The sequence below is a fragment of the Glycomyces dulcitolivorans genome (assembly GCF_003265355.1).
Classification (GTDB): domain Bacteria; phylum Actinomycetota; class Actinomycetes; order Mycobacteriales; family Micromonosporaceae; genus Glycomyces; species Glycomyces dulcitolivorans.
This window is the reverse complement of the sequence record NZ_QFRW01000073.1, coordinates 30,140-50,907: the sequence shown is the minus strand read 5'-3', so window position 1 is coordinate 50,907 and position 20,768 is coordinate 30,140. Positions and strand designations below refer to the sequence as shown.

The 20,768-nt window shown below is 71.7% G+C and carries 21 protein-coding genes and 1 tRNA gene; 13 read left to right on the top strand and 9 right to left on the bottom strand.

What is annotated here, in order from left to right:
- Positions 1 to 141: 141 nt before the first annotated feature.
- The 3 genes from DI269_RS06180 (at position 142) to DI269_RS06170 (ending at position 3,691) form a co-directional block, all read left to right on the top strand.
- Positions 142 to 1,284 (top strand): LCP family protein, encoded by a 1,143-nt coding sequence (locus tag DI269_RS06180; RefSeq protein WP_112134234.1) that lies wholly within the window; start codon positions 142 to 144, stop codon positions 1,282 to 1,284.
- An 80-nt stretch (positions 1,285 to 1,364) separates the two neighbouring features.
- On the top strand, positions 1,365 to 2,483 hold the full coding sequence (locus DI269_RS06175) for an LCP family protein (protein WP_112134233.1): 1,119 nt from the start codon (positions 1,365 to 1,367) through the stop codon (positions 2,481 to 2,483).
- A gap of 104 nt (positions 2,484 to 2,587) precedes the next feature.
- A complete protein-coding gene (locus tag DI269_RS06170) occupies positions 2,588 to 3,691 on the top strand; it encodes an LCP family protein (RefSeq protein WP_112134232.1) in 1,104 nt (367 codons plus the stop codon).
- On the opposite strand, the gene DI269_RS06165 is transcribed toward DI269_RS06170, so the two are convergent.
- From DI269_RS06165 to DI269_RS06150, 4 genes are all read right to left on the bottom strand, one after another.
- Entirely contained in the window at positions 3,688 to 3,945 is a 258-nt protein-coding gene (locus DI269_RS06165) for a hypothetical protein (protein WP_112134231.1), read from the bottom strand. The genes DI269_RS06170 and DI269_RS06165 overlap by 4 nt on opposite strands.
- A gap of 127 nt (positions 3,946 to 4,072) precedes the next feature.
- The gene (locus DI269_RS06160; protein ID WP_112134230.1) at positions 4,073 to 4,921 is read right to left on the bottom strand and encodes a siderophore-interacting protein; all 849 of its coding nucleotides are present in this window, start codon (positions 4,919 to 4,921) and stop codon (positions 4,073 to 4,075) included.
- Positions 4,922 to 5,019: 98 nt separating this feature from the next.
- Positions 5,020 to 6,987, bottom strand: coding sequence for an FtsX-like permease family protein (locus DI269_RS06155; protein WP_112134229.1), 1,968 nt, complete (start codon positions 6,985 to 6,987; stop codon positions 5,020 to 5,022).
- A complete protein-coding gene (locus DI269_RS06150; protein ID WP_232822648.1) occupies positions 6,984 to 7,754 on the bottom strand; it encodes an ABC transporter ATP-binding protein in 771 nt (256 codons plus the stop codon). The genes DI269_RS06155 and DI269_RS06150 overlap by 4 nt, the downstream gene beginning before the upstream one ends.
- Positions 7,755 to 7,990: 236 nt before the next feature.
- Between DI269_RS06150 and DI269_RS06145 the strand changes: the two genes are divergently transcribed.
- On the top strand, positions 7,991 to 9,202 hold the full coding sequence (locus DI269_RS06145) for a sensor histidine kinase (RefSeq protein ID WP_112134227.1): 1,212 nt from the start codon (positions 7,991 to 7,993) through the stop codon (positions 9,200 to 9,202).
- 84 nt (positions 9,203 to 9,286) lie between these two features.
- Here DI269_RS06145 and DI269_RS06140 read toward each other — a convergent pair.
- Positions 9,287 to 9,371: transfer RNA gene (locus tag DI269_RS06140), tRNA-Tyr, on the bottom strand.
- A 221-nt stretch (positions 9,372 to 9,592) separates the two neighbouring features.
- On the opposite strand from DI269_RS06140, the gene DI269_RS06135 reads away from it, so the two are divergent.
- Positions 9,593 to 10,084, top strand: a complete 492-nt coding sequence (locus DI269_RS06135; RefSeq protein WP_112134226.1) for a YajQ family cyclic di-GMP-binding protein — start codon at positions 9,593 to 9,595, stop codon at positions 10,082 to 10,084.
- Between the two features lie 9 nt (positions 10,085 to 10,093).
- On the opposite strand, the gene recD2 is transcribed toward DI269_RS06135, so the two are convergent.
- Positions 10,094 to 12,310: an SF1B family DNA helicase RecD2 gene (gene recD2, locus DI269_RS06130; RefSeq protein ID WP_112134225.1), complete on the bottom strand. Its 2,217-nt coding sequence runs from the start codon at positions 12,308 to 12,310 to the stop codon at positions 10,094 to 10,096.
- A 130-nt stretch (positions 12,311 to 12,440) separates the two neighbouring features.
- Between recD2 and DI269_RS06125 the strand changes: the two genes are divergently transcribed.
- On the top strand, positions 12,441 to 13,118 hold the full coding sequence (locus tag DI269_RS06125) for an exonuclease domain-containing protein (RefSeq protein ID WP_112134248.1): 678 nt from the start codon (positions 12,441 to 12,443) through the stop codon (positions 13,116 to 13,118).
- A 50-nt stretch (positions 13,119 to 13,168) separates the two neighbouring features.
- Here DI269_RS06125 and DI269_RS06120 read toward each other — a convergent pair whose 3' ends face one another.
- Complete coding sequence (locus DI269_RS06120; RefSeq protein ID WP_112134224.1) at positions 13,169 to 13,855, bottom strand: copper chaperone PCu(A)C; 687 nt, start codon at positions 13,853 to 13,855, stop codon at positions 13,169 to 13,171.
- Positions 13,856 to 14,161: 306 nt separating this feature from the next.
- Between DI269_RS06120 and DI269_RS06115 the strand changes: the two genes are divergently transcribed.
- From DI269_RS06115 to DI269_RS06100, 4 genes are read left to right on the top strand one after another with little or no spacing between them, the layout of a single operon-like run.
- A complete protein-coding gene (locus DI269_RS06115) occupies positions 14,162 to 14,659 on the top strand; it encodes a CarD family transcriptional regulator (protein ID WP_112134223.1) in 498 nt (165 codons plus the stop codon).
- A gap of 22 nt (positions 14,660 to 14,681) precedes the next feature.
- Complete coding sequence (gene ispF / locus DI269_RS06110; RefSeq protein WP_112134222.1) at positions 14,682 to 15,164, top strand: 2-C-methyl-D-erythritol 2,4-cyclodiphosphate synthase; 483 nt, start codon at positions 14,682 to 14,684, stop codon at positions 15,162 to 15,164.
- A gap of 21 nt (positions 15,165 to 15,185) precedes the next feature.
- Positions 15,186 to 16,040: a tetratricopeptide repeat protein gene (locus DI269_RS06105; RefSeq protein WP_112134221.1), complete on the top strand. Its 855-nt coding sequence runs from the start codon at positions 15,186 to 15,188 to the stop codon at positions 16,038 to 16,040.
- Between the two features lie 56 nt (positions 16,041 to 16,096).
- Positions 16,097 to 17,188 (top strand): fumarylacetoacetate hydrolase family protein, encoded by a 1,092-nt coding sequence (locus DI269_RS06100; RefSeq protein WP_232822647.1) that lies wholly within the window; start codon positions 16,097 to 16,099, stop codon positions 17,186 to 17,188.
- A 65-nt stretch (positions 17,189 to 17,253) separates the two neighbouring features.
- On the opposite strand, the gene DI269_RS06095 is transcribed toward DI269_RS06100, so the two are convergent.
- Positions 17,254 to 17,748: a RidA family protein gene (locus DI269_RS06095; RefSeq protein WP_112134219.1), complete on the bottom strand. Its 495-nt coding sequence runs from the start codon at positions 17,746 to 17,748 to the stop codon at positions 17,254 to 17,256.
- A 2-nt stretch (positions 17,749 to 17,750) separates the two neighbouring features.
- A complete protein-coding gene (locus tag DI269_RS27655; RefSeq protein ID WP_198667198.1) occupies positions 17,751 to 17,909 on the bottom strand; it encodes a hypothetical protein in 159 nt (52 codons plus the stop codon).
- A 112-nt stretch (positions 17,910 to 18,021) separates the two neighbouring features.
- Here DI269_RS27655 and DI269_RS06090 point away from each other — a divergent pair, with 112 nt between their 5' ends.
- The 3 genes from DI269_RS06090 to DI269_RS06080 are packed head-to-tail and all read left to right on the top strand — an operon-like array spanning position 18,022 to position 20,700.
- On the top strand, positions 18,022 to 18,618 hold the full coding sequence (locus DI269_RS06090) for a hypothetical protein (protein WP_112134218.1): 597 nt from the start codon (positions 18,022 to 18,024) through the stop codon (positions 18,616 to 18,618).
- 14 nt (positions 18,619 to 18,632) lie between these two features.
- The gene (locus tag DI269_RS06085; protein WP_112134217.1) at positions 18,633 to 19,592 is read left to right on the top strand and encodes an ArsA-related P-loop ATPase; all 960 of its coding nucleotides are present in this window, start codon (positions 18,633 to 18,635) and stop codon (positions 19,590 to 19,592) included.
- Positions 19,582 to 20,700 (top strand): ArsA family ATPase, encoded by a 1,119-nt coding sequence (locus DI269_RS06080; RefSeq protein WP_112134216.1) that lies wholly within the window; start codon positions 19,582 to 19,584, stop codon positions 20,698 to 20,700. Before DI269_RS06085 ends, DI269_RS06080 begins: the two co-directional genes overlap by 11 nt.
- Positions 20,701 to 20,768 lie beyond the last annotated feature (68 nt).

Below are 20,768 nucleotides of genomic sequence, written 5' to 3'. Positions count from 1 at the left end.
GTATGCGAAGCGGTTACCGGGTGAACATGAACTACTGTCTGGTGAACGCAACCCCGCCGGCGGACCGTGCGTGTCCCCCATGAGCGGGCCAGCCTCCCCGGCTGCGCTGCGACACCCCACCTGTAGTTCCCGGGAGAGGCAATGGGCGACCCGAGCAAGCACGCAGCCGTCAAGGCGGCTTCGCCTTGGTGGGCGAAGGCGATGGTCATCAGCGGTTCGATGGTCATGGTCGTCGCCGGCGGCGGCGCGATCGCGGCGCAGGTGAGCCTGAACCTCGTCAACAACGCCGTGAACCAGGAGGACCTGCTCGGCGACCAGGGCGTCGACGTGGAGGAGGGCGAGCCGATCAAGGGCCCGCTGAACTTCCTGGTCCTGGGCACCGACGAGCGGGTGGACGCGGGCGGCGAGGCGCGCACCGACGCCGACATCATCGTGCACATCAACGAGAACCTGACGCAGGTCTCGATGATCTCCCTGCCGCGCGACCTGCTGGTGGACATCCCCTCGGGCATCCCGGCAGACCAGACGAAGCTGACCGAGGCGTTCGCGTACTCCGAGGACTGGGGCGAGTCGTTCCAGAACACGGCCGAGACGATCACGAACCTGACGGGCATCCAGTTCAACGGCGGCGCGATCGCGAACTTCGAGGGCTTCCTGGAGATGGTCGACGAGCTCGGCACGATCGAGCTGTGCCCGTGGCACGAGATCACCTCGATCCACACGGACAAGACGTTCCCCGAGGGCTGCGCCGAGTACGACAAGAAGGACGCGCTCGACCTGGTGCGCCAGCGGTACGGCTGGGACTCCGACGAGGACTACGCGAACGGCACCTGGGGCGACTTCGGGCGCCAGAAGATGCAGCAGCAGGCGATCAAGAAGATCCTGGAGCGGGCCAAGGAGCTGGGGTACGCGACGAACCCGGTCAAGGCCGTGGAGCTGCTCAACTCCTTCGGCGACGCGCTCACCGTCGACGTCGGCGGGTACAACCTCGTCGACATGATCACGCAGATGAAGGACGTGGACCCGAACGAGATCCTCTCGATCGGCACGCCCTCCTCCGAAGGCAACATCAACGGGACCTCGTACGTGCTCATCCACGAGGGCACCGACGAGGAGGTCGCCTCGGACGCCCTGTGGGAGGCGATCGAGACCGACTCGCTGGTGGAGTGGGCGTGCGAGTACCCCGACTGGCTCAGCGGCGACTCCGCCCCGGACTGCTCGACGGTGACGACGCCGACCACTACCGAGAGCCCTAGCGACGACGCCTCCGAGACCGCCGATTAGCCTGGTTCCGGGCGCGGCCGGGGGGCGCTTCCAGAGGCGTTGCCGATACGGGACAATGCTGGTCTGACCCTGGGAGAAGCATGGCAGTGAAGAGCGGCGCGCCCTGGTGGGCCCACCTGATGATGTACGCGGGCGGCGTGACGATGGTCGTCGCCGGAGCCACCGCGGGGATCGCCCAGTACGCCCTCCACACGGCGAACAACACGATCGAGTCCGAGGACATCATCAACAACCGGGCCGAGATGGACGTCGAGAACATCGAGGGGCCCCTGAACATCCTCGTGCTCGGCGTCGACAAGCAGGGCGGCTCCACCCGCTCGGACACCATGATCATGGTGCACGTCAACAAGGAGCTCACCGAGGTCTCCATGGTGTCGCTCCCGCGCGACCTGTACGTGGAGATCCCCGACTGCGGCCCCGACTGGGGCAACAACACCTGCATGCAGAAGCTCAACCACGCCGCGTCGATCTCCGACGACTGGGACGTGACCCGCGCGAACGTCGTGGACACGATCTACAACCTCACCGGCGTCGAGTTCCACATCGGCGCGACCGTGGACTTCAACGGCTTCATGGACCTCGTCGACCTCGTCGGCGAGATCGAGCTGTGCCCGTGGCACGAGATCACCTCGATCCACGGCGACAACCGCGTCTTCCCCGAGGGCTGCAACTACTACAACAAGGAAGAGGCCCTCGACCTCATCCGCCAGCGCTACCCGTGGGACGACCCCGAGGACTACGAGAGCGGCCTGTGGGGCGACTACGGCCGCCAGGCCATGCAGCAGCAGGCGATCAAGGCGCTCATCAAGGAGCTCAAGGCCGACGGCTACGCGTCGGACCCGACGCGCCTCACCGACCTCCTCGAAGGACTGGAGGGCAAGCTGACCCTCGACCTGCCGGACGGGTTGAGCGCGATCGACCTGGCGCTGAACCTGCGCGACCTCAACCCCGAGAACATCACCTCGATCCGCGTCCCGGCGACGTCCCAGGAGACCGAGGTCGGGTCCTCGGAGGTGATCGCCGACGGGGAGCAGCAGATCGCGGCGGACGCGCTGTGGGAGGCGCTCCAGAACGACACCATGACCGAGTGGATCGCCCAGTACCCGGAGTGGGTCAAGCAGACCGGCAACAACACCCCGGACACGGCGACCGAGTCGCCGGCGGGCGAGGAGACCTCGTCGGAGGCGACCACCGACTGACCGTCACCGACCGACCGTGAGGGGTTGTCCGGCACCGCGCCGGGCAACCCCTCGCGCGTCTCGGAGCGTCTTCCCTGGGATTGTCCCCGAGGCTTTGGAGACGCATGGCCGGCAAGAGCGGCGCCCCGTGGTGGGCCCACTTCATGATGTACGCGGGCGGGGTGACCCTGGTCGTCGCGGGCGCGACGGCCGGGTTCGCGCAGTACGCGATCAGCACCGCGGACGACACGATCCCGCAGGAGAACATCCTCGACGAGTACCAGGCCGAGATGGACGTCGAGAACATCGAGGGGCCCTTGAACATCCTCGTGCTCGGCGTCGACAAGCAGGGCGGGTCGACCCGGTCCGACACGATGATCATCGTGCACGTCAACAAGGGCCTCACCGAGGCGACGATGGTGTCGCTGCCGCGGGACCTCCTCGTCGACATCCCCGACTGCGGGCCGGGCTTCTCGGGCAACCCGTGCCAGAACAAGCTCAACCACGCGGCCTCGATCTCCGACGACTGGGACGTCACGAAGGGCAACGTCGTCGCCACGGTCCACGACCTCACCGGGCTCGACTTCCACCTGGGCGCGACGGCCGACTTCAACGGGTTCGTCGAGATGGTGGACCTGGTCGGCGGTGTCGAGATCTGCACGTGGAAGGAGTTCCAGTCCCACCACACGGACCGGGTGTTCGAGGAGGGCTGCCACGAGTACGACAAGGAGGCGGCCCTGGACCTGGTGCGCCAGCGCTACCAGTTCTACGACCAGATCGACTACGACCTGGGCCTGTACGGCGACTACGCGCGGCAGAACTTCCAGCAGCAGGCCATCAAGTCGCTGCTGGTGAAGGCGAAGGAGCAGGGGTTCCTGGAGGACCCGGGGAAGATCACCGACCTGCTGGAGGGCTTCGACGGCAAGGTGACCCTGGACCGGCCGGAGGACCTGTCGATCGCCGACCTGGTGGTGAACCTGCGGGACATCGACCCGAACGCGATGACGACGGTCCGGGTCCCCGCGAGTTCGGAGCAGGGCACCGACTGGGGCGACGTCGAGCTCATCCACGAGGGCGCGGAGGCCGAGGCGGCCGAGTCGCTGTGGGCAGCGCTCCAGGACGACACGATGGCGGCGTGGATCGCGGCGAACCCGGAGTGGGTCAAGAGCGACGCGGCGGACCCGGACGCGGTCGACCCCGGGGAGTCGGCTTCGCCTGCGGCGGACTAGGAGTGCTTGGCGAGTTCAGCGGAGTTGCGGGCCTCTTCGAGCTTGGAGACGAGGGCGGCGGCCATGGCGCTGGTCTCCTCCAGCTGCTCCTTGCCGAGGTTGAGGGCGTTGGCGGCGGCTTCGATCCCGAGGGACTGGAGCTGGCCGAGGACCTCGTCGACCTGGGCCTTGCTGGCCTCGATCTGGCCCTGGAGCTCGGTCACCTTGTCGACGTTCGCGCTGATGGAGGTGAGGACTTCATCGATGCTCGCCACGGTGGGGCCTTTCTCTCAGGGGTGAGGGAGCCGCCCGCGCAGTGCGCGTTCGGCACCGGCGACACTACCTGAATCCGGCCGCGGGCGCAGCCCCCAAGGGCGGTGCCCACAGTGGACGGATATGGGGTTACGCGTTGCCGCCCTTGGCCTCTTCGGCCTCGTCGACGGCGTTCCATTCGCGCTTGGAGGACTGCCAGCCGTCCTCGTTGTGGCCGACCCGCCAGTACCCGGAGATCGAGAGGCGCTCTTTCGGGACCTCCCGCTCGAACCGCAGGTAGCGGCGGATCTCGCGGACGAACCCGGCTTCGCCGTGGACGAACGCCTGGACGTCGGGCGCGGGGAACTCGTAGGCGCGCACGGCGTCCACGAGCAGGCTCCCCACGGGCGCGTCGCCGCGGTACAGCCAGGAGACGGCGACGTCGGCGGCGGACTTGAGCTGCTGCTCCTCTTCGGGCCCTTCGACTTCGAGGAAGACGACGGCGCGGGCGCCGGGGGCGAGGCGCTCCACGGCGGCGGCGATGGCCGGGAGGGCGCTCTCGTCCCCGGCGAGCAGGTGCCAGTCGGCCTCGGGGCCGGGCGCGTACCCGCCGCCGGGCCCGGCGAAGCGCAGCAGCGCGCCGGGCTCGGCATTGGCGGCCCAGGGGCCGGCGACGCCCTCGTCGCCGTGGTAGACGAAGTCGATCCACAGCTCGCGGGCGGCGGGGTCCCAGCGGCGGACGGTGTAGGTGCGGGTGACCGGCCACTGCTCCCTCGGGTACTCCTCGCGGACCTTCGCGAGGTCGAACGGCTCGGGGTAGTCCACGCCCTCGACCGGGAACTGGAGCTTCACGTAGTGGTCGGTGAAGTCGCCGCACTCGAAGTCCGCGAGGCCGTCGCCGCCGAGGACGACGCGGATCATGTGCGGGGTGACGCGTTCGGTCCGCACCACCTCGGCGGTCTTCAGGTTCGGGCTCCTGCGTCCACGGCGTTCAGCCATCCGGGCTCCTCGGGTCGAGCGGCTGCGTTAGGTTCCCCTAACCTTCTCATCCTCAGTTGTACCTCGCCGCGCCGCCGTCCGTCGCGTCTCGTCCGGCGCTAGTCCGGCCGGGGGCTCACGTCGCGCATCACCGACCGCAGCAGCGGCCGCGCCAGGGCCCCGGCGGCGATCACGGAAGCGGTCCCGGCCGCGAGGGTCGCGCCGAGGATGAGGGCGCCGCTCGCGTCGAAGCCCATGGCGCCGATGACCGGGGCGGTCAGGAGCATCCCGGTGAGGACCGAGGCCCCGCCGAGGAACGCCAAGGGCAGCACGGTCTCCTGGCGCCGCGCCTGGTCGAGGACGCGCTGCGGGGTCCCGGCGAGGTGGAGGAGGCGGTAGGTCCGGCGGCGGTCGAGGACCGACCCGACGGCGCTGATCGCGGCCGAGACGGCCGCGGTGAGGAACACCACCGCGAGGACGACCGTGACGCCGGTGCGCACCGACCCGACGAGGCGGTTCGACATGATGCTGGAGTCGACCTCCCGTTCGGGCGGGTCGCCGGGCAGGACCGCGGTCATGGTCGAGCGCGCCGCTTCGAGGTCCGCGCCGGAGACGGTTGCCTCGATGACCGTGGTGCCGTCGCCGGCGGTGAGGTACCCGCTGGAGTCGACGACCGCGACAGCGGCCCCGTCGCCGAGTCCGGTCGTGAGGGCCTGGGCGAGGGCCTCGGAATCGGCCGCGGGGACGAGCGCAGCGATCGTCTCGGTGGACTGCGTGCTCGTGTCGGCGGTGAGCATCGGGAAGAGCGCGACCGACCCGGCGACGAAGCCCGCGATGGCGACGCCCGAGACGGTGCGCCAGGCGGCCTTCGGGTCCTCGGCGAGGCGGCGGGCCGCGAGGAGCCGCGCGGGGCCCCTCGCGGTGCGCGCCAGGACGCGGCCGAGGCGCTGGACGGTCCAGGGGCCGATGAGGTTCACGGCCGCGAGCGTCGCGGCGAACAGCACGATGAGGATCGCGACCGCGACCATGCTGCCGCTGACGAGCTGCGTGGCGATGAGGAACAGCACCGCGAGCGCGACGAAGACCACGACGCGGATCGCCTTGAGGCCCTTGGGTTTGACGCGGCGGGCGACGCCGAGGGGGCTGATGACGACGCCGCGCAGGCCGATGAGGGCCGAGGCGGCGACGAGGACCGGCACCGCGGCGGCGACGGCCAGCATCCACGGGGCGCCGGACCACAGGTCGGCGGCGAACCAGCGGCCGCCGTCGATGGGGATGAGCGCGACCAGCGGGGTCGCGAGCATCCACAGCAGCGTCCCGGCGACCGATCCGGCGGCCGCCGCGGCCACGGTCTCTATGAGCGTCAGCCGCATCACCTGGCCCGGGGTCGCGCCGATCAGCCGCAGGGTCGCGAGCCGCTCGTCGCGCCGCGACACCGTCAGGCGCGCGGCGGCGGCGCCGAAGACCGCCGCGGGGACGGCCATGAGGATCGCGGCCAGGACCATCAGGATCATGTAGAAGCCGTAGACGCTGTCCGCCTGTCCCCCTTCGAAACCGTCGATCGCACGGGGCGAGACGGCGTCGGCGTTGAACCGCTCGGCGGTCATGACCGGGTCGGCGGCGTCGCGGCCGACGACCGCGACGAGTTCGTTCGGGTGCGCGAGCGCCTCGGAGCCGAGCTCCCCGGCGACCTCGACGTGGCCGTAGCGGGCGAGGAAGTCGGATTCGGGCACGTCTGCGAGAAGATCGGCGGCGGCAGGGGACAGCCACACTTCGCCGGGGGCGGGGAACGCGTCCATGCCGGGCGGCGCGGGCGCATCATCATCGAGCGCGGCGAGGTCGACGCGGGTGATCGAGTCGCCGCCGAAGTGGTCGGCGGCGGTCGCCAGGAGCACGGACCCGGTCCCGTCCGCCTCGGGCGCGTCGCGCCAGGCGGTCCGGTCGGCGCGGGCGTCGAACGCGAAGTTCCCCGCGACCGCGAACTGGAGCAGCAGCGTCGCGACCGCGACGGCGAGCGCGGTCAGACCGGTGCTGAGCAGGGCGCTGCGCCCGCCCAGCCGGGTCAGGCGCCAGGCGAGCCCGGTCATCGCCACACCTCCACGACCTGCTCGGGACCGAACCGGCCCTCGCCGTCGATCACCGGGCGCTCGGCCGGCTTGGCGTGCGCGAAACCGTTGAAGGAGCCGTCGCCGGTCCGCGGGGTCCCGCTGAGGCGCCCGTCTCGGATCTCGATGGTGCGCGTGCAGCGCGAGGCGATCCGCGGGTCGTGCGTGACGACCACGAGCGCCGCGTCGAGTTCGGCGACGGTGTCGAGCAGGACGCCCATCACCTGGTCGCCGGTGGTCCGGTCGAGCGCGCCGGTCGGCTCGTCGGCGAACACGACCGCCGGGCGGACGACGAGCGCCCGCGCCAGCGCGACCCGCTGCGCCTCCCCGCCCGACAGCTCGCCGGGGCGGCGGCCCTCCTTGCCTTCGAGGCCGAGCTTGCGCAGCTGCGCGCGGGCCGGCTCCAGGGCGGCGCGCCGGGGCGTGCCGCCCAGCATCAGCGGCAGCGCCACGTTCTCCTCCGCGGGCAGCTCGGGCAGGAGCTGCCCGAACTGGAACAGGAACGCGAACCTGGTGCGCCGCAAGTGGCTGCGGGACCGCTCCGAGAGCGTGTCGATCCGCTCGTCGTAGAGGCGCACCTCCCCGGCGTCGGGGCGCATGATCCCGGCGAGGCAGTGCAGGAGCGTGGACTTGCCCGAGCCGCTGGGGCCGGTGACGGCGACCGACTCGCCCGGCGCGACGGCGAAGTCGACGCCGTCGAGGGCGGGGGCGGTCCCGAAGTGCTTGACGAGGGCGCTCGCGGCGAGCATCGGGGGCCTCATCGACGGGCCCGGCGGTGGTCGGGGAGGAAGGGCAGGGCCACCCCTGCGATGACGAACACGGCCGTGAGCACGAGGCCCAGGGCGGTGCCGAGCTGCGAGATTTCGTTCATGCCAGAAGCCTCGCCCGGAACGGTCGCCCGCTGCTTCGGCTCGGCGACGGGTTTCGGGCGCCGCGGGTCGGCCGTTCGACCGAGGGCGCCCGGATCCGGGTTACCTTCGAGCCCATGAACGCACCCAAGGCGGTCATGCCCGGCCGCTTCAACCGGCTGGTCATGCGCCTGCTCAAGATCGGCATCGTCTCCGGCCTGCTGCTGGTCCTGCTCGCCGAGTCGGCGTCGAGCCTGCCCGGCCAGAAGCCGCCCTACCACTCGTGGGTGGCGTGGGTGCAGATCGCGACGTCGCTGTTCGCGATCGGCGTCTACACCTGGTACCGGCCCGGCCGCAAGCCGTGGATCGCGGCCGCCGCGGTCGCCTCGCTGGCCGTGACGGGCCTGGACGTGGTGTACGACCAGGCCGAACGCGGCGTCGGCACGGCCGAGCTGCTGGCGCTGGGCCTGCTCATGCTCTTCGCGGTCCGCCACTGGGACGCCCCGCCCGGACGCTGGGTCGTGTTCGCCACGGGCGCCGCGGTGATGACGATCGGCTGGCGCCTGTTCGCCGCGGAGGGCACGGAGAGCGCGTCGGTGGGCGGCACCGTCATGATCCTCATGGCGATGCTCAGCGTCATCGGCTTCGGCGCGTACCTGCGGTCCATGGACAAGCTGCGGCGCGAGACCCAGGAGGAGGTGCGCCGGGCCGAGCGCCTGGAGCTGGCGCGCGAGATGCACGACTTCGTCGCCCACCACGTCACCGGCATGGTGGTGCTCGCGCAGGCCGCGCAGGTCACGGCCACCGATCCGCGGAAGTCGTTCGCGGACATCGAGGAGGCGGGTCTGGCGGCGCTGGCGTCGATGCGGCGGATGGTGCGGATGCTGCGCGACGACGACGCGGGCGGGGGCGTGAACCCGCTGGGGGACCTGTCGCAGATCGAGGACCTGGTGGACCGGTTCAGCCGGGAGGGCACCGACGCGACGTGCTTCATCTCGCCGGAGCTGGCGGGCGCGGTCGCGCCGGAGATCGCGGCGACCGCGCACCGGGTGGTGCGGGAGGCGCTGACGAACGTGCGCAAGCACGCCCGGGGCGCGTCCCGGGTGCGGGTCGTGGTCGCGGCGGCGGGCGGTCACGGCATGGAGGTGTCGGTCCGCGACGACGGCAGGGCCGCGCGCGGCCGGCTCGGCCGCGAGTCCCTCGCCGAGTCCGGATCGGGCCTGGGCCTGGTGGGACTGCGCGAGCGCGTCGAGGCGGTCGGCGGCCAGCTGCGGGCGCAGGAGCGCCCCGAGGGCGGCTGGGAGACGGCGGCGTGGCTGCCGCGCGAGGCGGCCGCCGTCGAGGTCTGATCGACTGATCGAAACCCGTCGGTCAGTTGACAGAAAATGCGGAACGGCCCGCCTCGGATTGCTCCGGGGCGGGCCGCTCGCTACTGGTGGCAGGTGCAGGATTCGAACCTGCGAAGTCGATGACGGCTGATTTACAGTCAGCTCCCTTTGGCCACTTGGGTAACCTGCCGTGGCTTGTAGCGAGAGCAAGAATAGCGTCCCCTCCCTGGGGGTGCGCAAGCGGGTTCTCCCCCGTTGAGACCGCGTTCACTGCCGTCCGGTCCGGGCGCGGACGCGCGCCGCGGCGGGCCCGGACTAAGCTTGGCGGTCGCGCCCCCTGCGTCGTGTCCCGCACCGCTCCACGCGGTGCGCCGACGTGATCCGCCAACGACACTGGAAGGACCGGACGCCATGGCCGACGCCTCGTTCGACATCGTCTCCGAGATCGACCTCGCCGAGCTCGACAACGCGATCAACCAGGCCCAGCGGGAGCTGGCGACCAGGTTCGACTTCCGCGGCACCGGCGCGAAGGTCGACCGCTCCGGCGACGAGGCGGCCCTGATCTCCGCCGAGACCGAGGACCGCGCGAAGGCGGCCCTGGAGGTCCTCAAGGAGAAGCTCATCAAGCGCGGGATCTCCCTGAAGGCCCTGGACGCGGGCGAGCCGCGCCAGTCCGGCAAGGAGACCCGGATCGACATCGCCTTCAAGCAGGGCATCTCCACCGAGGACGCGAAGAAGATCGGGAAGATCATCCGCGACGAGGGCCCCAAGGGCGTCAAGCCGCAGGTCCAGGGCGACAAGCTGCGCGTCACCGGGAAGAAGCGCGACGACCTCCAGGAGGTCATCGCGCTCCTCAAGGGCAAGGACCTCGAAGTCGCCCTCCAGTTCACCAACTACCGCTAGGCGGAAGCCTCAAGCGGCGAGCCGGTGCGTGAGCCCGGTGTGGCGCTTCCCCGTGCCCGCCGTGCGCACCGCGACCGCGAGCGCCTGCTTCGACCCGACGAGGACCACGAGCCGCTTCGCGCGCGTGATCGCCGTGTACACGAGGTTCCGCTGGAGCATCGTCCACGCGCTGGTGGTCACGGGGATGACGACCGCGGGGTACTCCGAGCCCTGCGAGCGGTGGACGGTGACGGCGTAGGCGTGCTGGAGCTCGTCGAGCTCTGCGAACTCGTAGTCGACGTCCTCGTCCTCGTCGGTGCGGACCGTCAGGGTCTGGGCGACGGCGTCGATGGCCTGGACGATGCCGACGGTGCCGTTGAACACGCCGGCCTTCCCCTTCTGGTAGTCGTTGCGGATCTGGATCACCTTGTCGCCGATGCGGAAGACGCGGCCGCCGTGGCGGCGCTCGGGCAGGCCCTCCCGGGAGGGCGTGAGCGACTCCTGGAGGCGCGTGTTCAGGTTCCCCGCGCCGGGCCCGCCCCGGTGCATCGGGGTGAGGACCTGCACGTCGCGCACGGGGTGGAGCCCGAAGCGGGCGGGGATGCGGCGGGCGACGATCTCCACGATCCGGTCGGCGACCAGGTCGTTGTCGTCGCACGCGAACCAGAAGAAGTCCGGGTACCCGTCGAGTTCGGGGAACTGGCCCTGGTTCACCTTGTGGGCGTTGGCGACCACCCCTGACTCGGCGGCCTGCCGGAAGATCCGCGTCAGGCGGACGCGCGGGACGGTGTCGGCGGCGAGGAGGTCGCGCAGGACCTCGCCCGCGCCGACGCTGGGGAGCTGGTCGACGTCGCCGACCAGGAGCAGGTGCGCGCCGGGCGGGACGGCCTTGACGAGCTTGTTCGCCAGGACCGTGTCGAGCATCGACGACTCGTCCACGACCAGCAGGTCCACATCAAGGGGGTTGTCGCGGTCGTAGGCCGCGTCGCCGCCGGGCCGCAGTTCGAGCATCCGGTGGAGCGTGCGGGCCTCGAACCCGGTCAGCTCGGCGAGGCGCTTCGCCGCGCGCCCGGTGGGGGCGGCGAGCATGACCTTGGCGCCCTTGGCCCTCGCGAGCGCCACGATGGACGACACCGTGAACGACTTCCCGCAGCCGGGCCCGCCGGTCAGGACCGCGACCCGCTCGGTGAGCGCGAGCCGCACCGCCTCGGCCTGCTCGGGCGCCAGCTCGGCGTCGGAGCGGCGGCGCAGCCACGCGAACGCCTTGTCCCAGTCGACGCCGCGGAAGACCCCGAGCCGGTCCTCGCTCGTGCGCAGCAGCGCCAGCAGCCCGGCCGCGAGGCCGCGCTCGGCGTGGAAGAACGGCGCGAGGTACCGGGCGGGCACCGTCGAGTCGCCGACCGGCACGTCCTCGGCGATCACGCGCTCGCCGGCCTCGGCGAGTTCGGCGAGCGCCGCCGCGACGAGCCCCGAAGGGAGCGCGAGGAGTTCGACGGTGTCGGCGACGAGGTTCGGGGCCGGCAGGAAGCAGTGCCCGCCGTCCGAGGCCTGCGACAGCGTGTACTGGAGGGCCGCCTTGATCCGCTCGGGCGAGTCCTCGGGGATGCCGACGGCGCGCGCGATCGAGTCCGCGGTCTTGAACCCGATGCCCCACACCTCGTTCGCCAGCCGGTACGGCTCGTTCTTGACCACGCCGATCGACGCGTCCCCGTACTGCTTGTAGACGCGCACCGCGAGCGAGGTGGAGACCTCGACGGACTGGAGGAACACCATGACCTCCTTGATGGCCCGCTGCTCCTCCCAGGCGGCCGCGATCGCCTTGGTGCGCTTGGGGCCGAGCCCCGGCACCTCGACGAGCCGCGACGCGTCGGCGTCGATGACGTCGAGCGTCGCGACCCCGAAGTGCGCGACGATCTTCGCGGCCGTCTTCGGCCCGATCCCCTTGACCAGCCCCGAGCCGAGGTACCGCTCGATGCCCTGCACCGTGGCCGGGAGGACCGTCCGGTACGACCAGACCTCGAACTGGCGGCCGTACTTCGGATGGCTCGACCAGCGCCCGGTCAGCGACAGCGACTCCCCGACCTGCGCGCCCAGCAGCGGCCCGACGACCGTCACCAGGTCCTGCCCGCCGCGCGCGGGGCTGGCGCGGGCGATCGTGTACCCGGTCTCCTCGTTCGCGTACGTGACGCGCTCCAGCACCGCCTCCAGGACGGTGCCCGGCACGCCCGGACCCTGCGTCTGCGCCATGCGGCAACCGTAGCCGCGGGGTCCGTCACGCTCTTTCGAACACCGGGTCGGTTTTGCACGTTTCGCCCCGTTTCGTCGTGCCGCGCAGCGCATCGGCGGGAATGTCGGAGGCCCCCGGTACGGTGTGGACATGAGCGAGCGATGGTTTGAGGGGCCCCTGCTGGGGTTCGACACGGAGACGACCGGCGTGAGCGTCGAGCAGGACCGGATCGTCCAGGCGGCCTTGGTCACCGGCACCGGCGACCTGACGTGGCTGATCGACCCGGGCGTCCCGATCCCGCCGGGCGCCACCCGCGTCCACGGCATCACCGACGAGCGCGTCAAGGCCGAGGGGCGGCCCGCGGCCGAGGCCCTCGGCGAGGTCGCGGCCGCCTTGCGGGCGGCCGTCGACGTCGGCACCCCCGTGGTGGCGTTCCGCGCCGGATTCGACTGCACGCTCCTGTCGTACGAGCTGGAGCGCCACGGCATCGAGCAGCCCGCCTGGGAGCGGATGTCGATCGTCGACCCGTCGGTCCTCGACAAGCGCGTCGACAAGTACCGCCGCGGCAAGCGCACCCTCGGCGCGACCTCGGAGCACTACGGGGTCGTCCACGACGGCGCCCACTCGGCCGCCGGCGACGCGTCCGCCACGGTCGCGCTCGCGCGGGCGATCGGGGCGCTCTACCCGGAGGTCGGCGACCTCACCGCCCAGGAGCTGCACGCCTCGCAGATCCGCTGGCACGCCGAGGACGCGGCGAGCCTGGAGGCGTACTTCAAGCGCAAGGGACGCGACGAGACGGTGGACCGGCGCTGGCCGCTGTGCCGGTGAACGGCGAGCGCCCCGGTCCGAGCAGGACCGGGGCGCTCAATCGAAGCTGCTTAGTGCCCTTCGGCTTCCTCTTCGGGCTCGAAGTAGGAGCGCTCTTCCTCGCCGGTGACGTCCTGGCCGATGGGGAGCTGGGCGACGACTTCCTGGCCGTTGGAGAACAGGAAGACGACCTCGACGGTGTCGCCGGACTTGAGGTCGTCGGCGAGGTCCTCGATGAGGAGGTAGTCGCCGTCCTCGACGGCCTCGTCGAGGCGCACGTACTCGGAGGCGGCGATCGGGATGTCGAAGGTCGTCTCGCCCTCGAACGGGTCCTCCTCGGCGGTGGTCGCCGCTTCGGAGGGCGTCTCGGTCGCGCCTTCGGCGGCGGTCTCGGAGGGGCTCGCGGCCTCGGCGGCCTCTTCTACGGCCTGGGCGGCCGGGCTGACGAAGGTCACGGTGCCGGCCTCGGTCTCGACGCCGACGAGGCTGATGTCCGAGGTGCCCTCGTTGCCGATCCACACGCGCAGCGCGGCGGCGTCGCCGGCCGCGTAGCCCTCGGCGGAGTCGAACTCGACCTGGAGGTCGCGCAGCGCGAGGCCGTCCGCGTCGACGTTCACCCCGGCGATCGCGCTCACCTTCAGGTCGGTCTGGGTCTCATGCCCTGCGCCGCACGCCGAAAGCGCCGCGGCCGCGGCGCCCGCGATCGCGATGGCGGCCGCGCGGCGGGCCGTGTTCGCCGTCCTGATCCCCTTGACCACTGCAGGTCCTCTCCGAGTTCCGACAGGAATGCTCACGACAGCGTAGACGACTCGCTCTCACCTCTCCCCCGGGCCGGGTGCCGGGATGGAACGCAGGTCTCAGCGCACCGCCGGTCCCGGTGGAGGCGCCCGGCACAGGGGAGCGACCCAGGCCTCATTTGTCTCATCCGCACGCCGCCCGAAAGACCAAGGTGCCGTAGAGTAATCAGTCACATACCAATTGACCAGGGAATTCGTGGCGATCCGCTGTCGGGGAAAACCCCGATGACGTGTTAGGCTAGACACAGCGAAAGGGGTTTCGATCCTATGGGTTTTAGTGTCGGCGAGACCGTTGTCTACCCCCACCACGGGGCCGCACTCGTTGAAGCTGTAGAGACTCGCGTCATCGGTGGTATCGAACAGGAATACCTCGTGCTGCGCGTCGAGCAGGGTGACCTCACGGTCAAGGTTCCAGCCAAGAACGTCGAGCTCGTCGGCGTCCGGGAAGTCGTCGGCGCCGAGGGCCTCGAAGAGGTCTTCGAGGTGCTGCGCGCCCCCCACACCGAGGAACCCACCAACTGGTCGCGGCGTTACAAGGCCAATGTCGAGAAGCTCGCTTCCGGCTCCCCGCTGAAAATAGCAGAGGTCGTCCGCGACCTGTGGCGGCGTGACCGCGAGCGGGGCCTCTCGGCCGGGGAGAAGCGCATGCTCTCCAAGGCCCGCGAGATCCTCACCGGCGAGATCGCCCTCGCCGAGGACTGCGTGAAGGACGAGGCCGACAACATCCTCGACAAGGTCCTGCTCTCGGAGGCCCCGGTCAAGTAGCCGGCCCCGCAAGCAGACCTGAATGAGTTCCAACCTGCCCTACGTCATCGGGCACGGCACCGACGTGCACCGATTCGACACCAGCCGGCCCTGTCGCCTCGCCTGCCTCGAATGGCCCGGCGAGGCCGGGCTGGCCGGGCACTCAGACGGGGACGCGGCCGCGCACGCGGCCTGCGACGCCCTGCTCTCCGCCGCCGGACTCGGCGACCTCGGCTCCAACTACGGCACCGACCGGCCCGAATGGTCCGGCGCCTCCGGGACCGCCCTCCTCGCCGAGACCGCCCGCCGCGTCCGCGACGCCGGATGGGCCGTCGGCAACGTCTCCGTGCAGGTCGTCGGCAACCGGCCCAAGATCGGGCCCCGCCGCGCCGAGGCCGAGGCCGCCCTGTCGGCCGCCGTCGGCGCCCCCGTCAGGCTCGCCGCCACCACCACCGACGGCCTGGGCTTCACCGGACGCGGCGAAGGTCTGGCCGCGACCGCGGTAGCGTTGCTGTACCAGCCCTGAGACCTGTCCGGGAGTAGACCCATGGACGCAGACCCCAAGCGCACGCTCGCGGAGCACCTCCAGAGCGCCGAGATGCTGTACGACCTCGGCCAGGTGCCCGACGCGCGCGCCGAGACCGACGCCGCGCTGCGCCTCGACCCCCTCGATCCGGACGCGAACGCCATGGCCGCCGCGTGCGCGCTCGCCGACAACGACCCCGACGAGGCCCTCGTCTACGCCGGGGCCGCGCTCGCCCGGACCCCCGGCCACCGCCGCGCGATGATCACCCGCGGGTACGCCCTCGCCGACTCCGGGCGCCGCGAGGAGGCCATGCAGGCCGCCGCGAGCCTCCTCGAACTCGACCGGGCCTCCTGGCTGCACCACATCCACTACGCGCTCATCACCCGCCGCGCCGGGGCCGCCCAGCCCGCCCTCGACGCCGCCTGGAACGCCGTGAACCTCGCCCCCGACCAGCCGCGCACGCACCGGACGCTCGCGGCCATCGCCGAGGACCTCGGCATGGACGACCTCGCGAAACGCTCCCGCCGCGCCGCCGCCGACCTCGACCCGGACGGCATCGAGGCCCACGCCCCGGCCCTGCCGCCCGAGGCCCGCCGCATGCGCCGCCGCTTGGTCGACGCCGACAAGGACGACCCGGCCTGGCGCGAGAAGATGTTCGGCGCCGCCGACGAAACCGCCCCGTACTGGCGCCGCTACACGCCTTTCCAGGGCCCCGTCGCCCGCTCGGCCCTGCTCGGCGTCGCCGTCGTCTTCGCCGTCCCCGCACTGCTCGGCTCCGAGATCGACACCGGCGCGCGCCTGTTCTTCGCCGTCGTCGCCGTCGCCGCATGGGTGGGCTGGTTCACAGTTCTGCGCCGGCACCGCCGCACCGAGTGACCTCCGGCGGTCCGCGCTCGTTACTCCATCACCACCGATCCGATGGAGGACGACAAGTGACCACGTGCTGGGTTCCCGGGGCCGACGAAAGCCCCTACAACATCCACAATCTCCCGTTCGGCGTCTTCTCGACCGCCGACGAGACGCTGCCGCGGATCGGCGTGCGCATCGGCGACCAGATCCTCGACATGCACAAGGCGGTCCTCTCCGGCGACTGCCAGACCTGCGCCGCCTGCACCGCCCTGCGCGACCCGGCCCTCAACCGGCTGCTGTCGCTCGGCAAGCCCGCCTGGAAGCAGGTCCGCGCCCAGGTCCAGGAGGCCCTGAGCGAACCGAGCCTCCAGGACGTCGCGTCCATGTGGCTCACCCCGATCGGCGAGGCGATCATGCACGCCCCGCTCCTGGTCACCGACTACGTCGACTTCACCATGCGCGCCAAGGACTCCGACCGCGTCTACCCGCGCGCCTCCAACGGCCGCCCCTCGACGCTCGTCCCCTCCGGGATGGACCTCGTGCGGCCCGCCGGGCACCGCCTCGACGGCGGCCAGGCCGTCTTCGGCCCCACCCGCGCCCTCGACATCGAGGCCGAGGTCGGGTTCATCGTCGGCGGCGAGTCCGAGCTCGGCCGCCCCGTCTCCCCCGACGAGTTCGAGGACTACGTGTTCGGCGCGGTCCTCCTCAACGACTGGACCGCCCGCGACTTCCAGGACCTGGAGACCGACGGCCTCGGCCCCGTCGCCTCCAAGTCCTTCGCGACCTCGATGAGCGCCTGGGTCACCCCGATCGAATCGCTGAACGCGGCCCGCACCGCCGCGCCCGAGCCCGCCGCCGACATGGCCTCCTACCTGAAGGAGTCCGACCGGTACGGCTTCGACCTCCACCTGAACATCGAGGTCAACGGCGTGGCCGTCGCCGGCGCCGACTTCGCCGAGGCCTGCTGGACGCCCGCCCAGCAGCTCGCCCAGCTCACCGCCGGCGGCGCGCTCCTGCGCTCGGGCCTCATGTACGGCTCCGGCGAGGCCGTCACCGGCCGGTGGAACCTGGAGAACGGCGACGTCGTCAAGGTCACCGCGACCGCGCCCGGACCGCGCGGCACCACCATCGCCCTCGGCGAGGTCGAGACCCGCGTCCTCCCGTCCATCACCTGACGGACATGGTGAAAACCGGTCGGTCCCGAGACGGGACCGACCGGTGAAAACGAACTGGGGAGCGCCTAGACCAGCACGGTCTTCGCGCTCGGGGCCAGCCGGGCGACCAGCTCGACCTCGACCGGCGCGTCGAGCGGCAGCACCGCGACGCCGACCGCGCTGCGCGCGTGCGTCCCGGCCTCGCCGAACACCTCGCCCAGCAGCTCCGAGGCGCCGTTGACGACCTTCGGCTGCCCGGTGAACTCCGGCGCCGACGCCACGAAGCCCACGACCTTCACGATCTGGACCACGCGGTCGAGCTCCGCGACCGAGGCGACCGCCGTCAGGGCGTTCAACGCGCAGATCCGCGCCAGGTCGTACGCCTGCTCCGGGTCGACCTCCGCGCCGACCTTCCCGGTCGCGACCAGGGCCCCGGCGACCATCGGGAGCTGGCCCGAGGTGTACACGTAGTCCCCCGACACCACGGCCGGCTGGTACGCCGCCACCGGCGGCACGACCGCCGGCAGCTCCAGGCCCAGGCGCGCCAGCGCCTTCTCCACCGCCCCTTCGACACCGGCCACGGCTACTGCTCCTTCTTGCGCTTGAAGTACGCCACCAGCTGCTCCGTGTTCGCGCCCGGCAGGACCGTGACGAGCTCCCAGCCGTCGTCGCCGAACGTATCGAGGATCATCTTGGTGTTGTGGATCAGCAGCGGCGCCGTGAGGTACTCCCATTTCTCCATGCGCCCACAGTACGGCGTCTTGATTCGCCCGCGGCGCACCGCTACGCTCAGAGTGCGTCGCCTCCCCAAGAGTCCCGCGGCCTCAGGCCGCCCAGTGAACCAGGGAGTCCCCATGTCGTCAGACACTGCGGCGCAGTCGTCGGACGCCGCGGCCGAACCCGTGCGCGAACGCACCGCCAAGAGCTCCGCCGAGCACTCACCGGCGCAGGTCCCGCGCCAGGAGCCCGCCCCGAGGCGGCACACGCCGCCCGAGGCGCCGCGCGAGGGCGGCGACCGGTCCGGCCTGCTGTGGGCCGTCGTCACCGCCGCCGCCGCGGTCCTGTTCTGCGCCGCCCTCGTATTCGGCGCGACCCGCCTGTTCATCGGCGACACCGCCGCCGAGGGCGTCACCGACTCGCCCGAGCGGACCGTCTCCGCGTTCCTCGGCGCGCTCCTCGACGACCGCGACGCCGAGGCCGCCGCGACCTGGCTGTGCACCGACAAGGCCGACCGCGACCTGAGCGAAGCGGTCGCGGCGATGTCGGCCGCCGAGGGCGACCGCGGGTTCGAATGGGGCGAGGTGGCCGAGACCGGCCGCTCGGTGGGCGGCGCCACGGTCGAGGCCCAGATCGGCATCGACGGCGGCGCGTCCCCGGCGACCTGGGAGTTCACGCTCGTCGCCGAGGAAGGCGAGCCGCAATGGCTCATCTGCGGGATCGCCGCCGGATGACTAGACTCCGATGAATGACTGCCTCTGCGCTCCCGGTGCCGCGCCTGCACGTCGTCACCGGGAAGGGCGGCACGGGGAAGACCTCGGTCGCGGCCGCGCTCGCCCTGGCCCTGGCCGGGCCCGGCCGGCGGGTGCTGCTGGTGGAGGTCGAAGGGCGCCAAGGGATCGCGCCGCTGTTCGAGGCCGCGTCCCTCGGGTACGAGGAGCGGCATCTGGCCTCGGGCCTGGACGGCGGTGAGGTCTTCGGGCAGTCGGTGGACGCCGACGAGGCACTGCTGGACTACCTGACGATGTTCTACCGGCTGGGTTCGGCCGGGCGGGTGCTCCAGAAGTTCGGGGCGATCGACTTCGCGACGACGATCGCGCCCGGCCTGCGGGACATCCTGCTCACCGGGAAGCTCAAGGAGGCGGTGTCGCGGGCGGAGTCGGGGCGGATGGCCTATGACGCGGTCGTCCTGGACGCGCCGCCGACGGGCCGGGTGGTGAAGTTCCTGAACGTCACCGTCGAGTCGGGGCGCCTGGCGAAGACGGGGCCGATCGGGAAGCACTCGCGGTCGGTGGCGAGGATGCTGCACTCCTCGCTCACGGCGGTGCACCTGGTGACGACGCCGGCGGCGATGCCCGTGCAGGAGACCGTGGACGCCTACCGGGAGCTCATGGCCGCCGACCTCCCGGTGGGCCGGATCATCCTGAACAAGGTCACGGGGGCGAAGCCCGCGGAGATCACCGAGGACGAACTCGAATCGGGCCTGGCGAGGGCGGGCGTGGCCCCCGACAGCGCCCTGGTGAAGGGCCTGATGACCGAGTACGAGGCGGCGCGGACCGAGATCCGGGCGGTCGACGCGTACCGGGACCGCCTCGAAGAACTCGGCCGCCCGGTCGAGGAGCTGCCGCTGATCCCCGAAGGCGTGGACCTGTCGGGGCTGTACCAGCTGGCGCGCGAGCTCAGGCCCGGAGGCCCGCATGAGCACTGAACTCGACGTCGACGCGCTGCTCGGCAACGAGGGCAAGCACGTCATCGCGTGCTGCGGCTCGGGCGGCGTGGGCAAGACCACGACCGCGGCGGCCCTGGCGCTGCGCGCGGCCGAGGTGCACGGGCGGCGCACGGTGGTGCTGACGATCGACCCGGCGCGGCGGCTCGCGCAGTCGCTGGGCATGGAGGCCCTGGACAACACGCCGCGGCCGGTCGCCGACGTGCGCGGCGGGTCGCTCGACGCGATGATGCTCGACATGAAGCGCACCTTCGACGAGGTCGTCGCCTCCCACACCACGAAGGACCGCGCCGCGGAGATCTTCGCGAACCCGTTCTACCAGGCGGTCTCCTCGACCTTCTCCGGCACGCAGGAGTACATGGCGATGGAGAAGCTCGGCCAGCTGCGGGCCACGGGCCGGTGGGACCTGATCGTCCTCGACACCCCGCCGTCGCGCTCGGCCCTGGACTTCCTCGACGCCCCGGCCCGGCTGGCCCGGTTCCTCGACGGCCGCGTCATCCGCCTCCTCTCGGCCTCCACCCCCGGGGCCCGCCGCTCGATGCTCTCGCTCATGGGCGCGAGCGCGGCGGTCTTCACCCGGGTGTTCAACAAGGTCCTCGGCGGGCACCTGCTCACCGACGTCGCCGAGTTCACGGCGAGCCTGGAGGACACCTTCGGCGGCTTCCGCAAGCGCGCGGAGGCGACCTTCCGGGCCCTCCAGGACGACCAGACCTCGTTCCTGGTCATCGCGGCCCCCGAGCCGGCCGCGGTCGGCGAGGCCGTGTACTTCACGCGCCGCCTCACCGAGGAGCGGATGCCGCTCGACGGCATGATCCTCAACCGCCTGACCCCGGTCGCCGCCGACCTCTCGACCGAGCGCGCCCTCGGCGCGGCCGCCCAGCTCGAAGAGGCCGACCCCGACGACCCGGTCGCCGCAGTCCTGCGGACCCACGCCGACCTGGCCCGCCGCCGCACCGCCGAAGAACGGATCGCCGCCCGCTACGAGGCGGCCTGCCCCGAGGTCCCCCAGCGCCGGCTTCCGGCGCTCGGTGTCGAGGTCGTCGACCTGGACGACCTCCGGGCCTTCGGGGCCGCCGCGGCGGGCGCATAGGAGGTTTTGACCTGTGGACAACTTCGCGAGGATCTGACATTTCGCCTGGTGGCGAGCGTCGGAGTTAT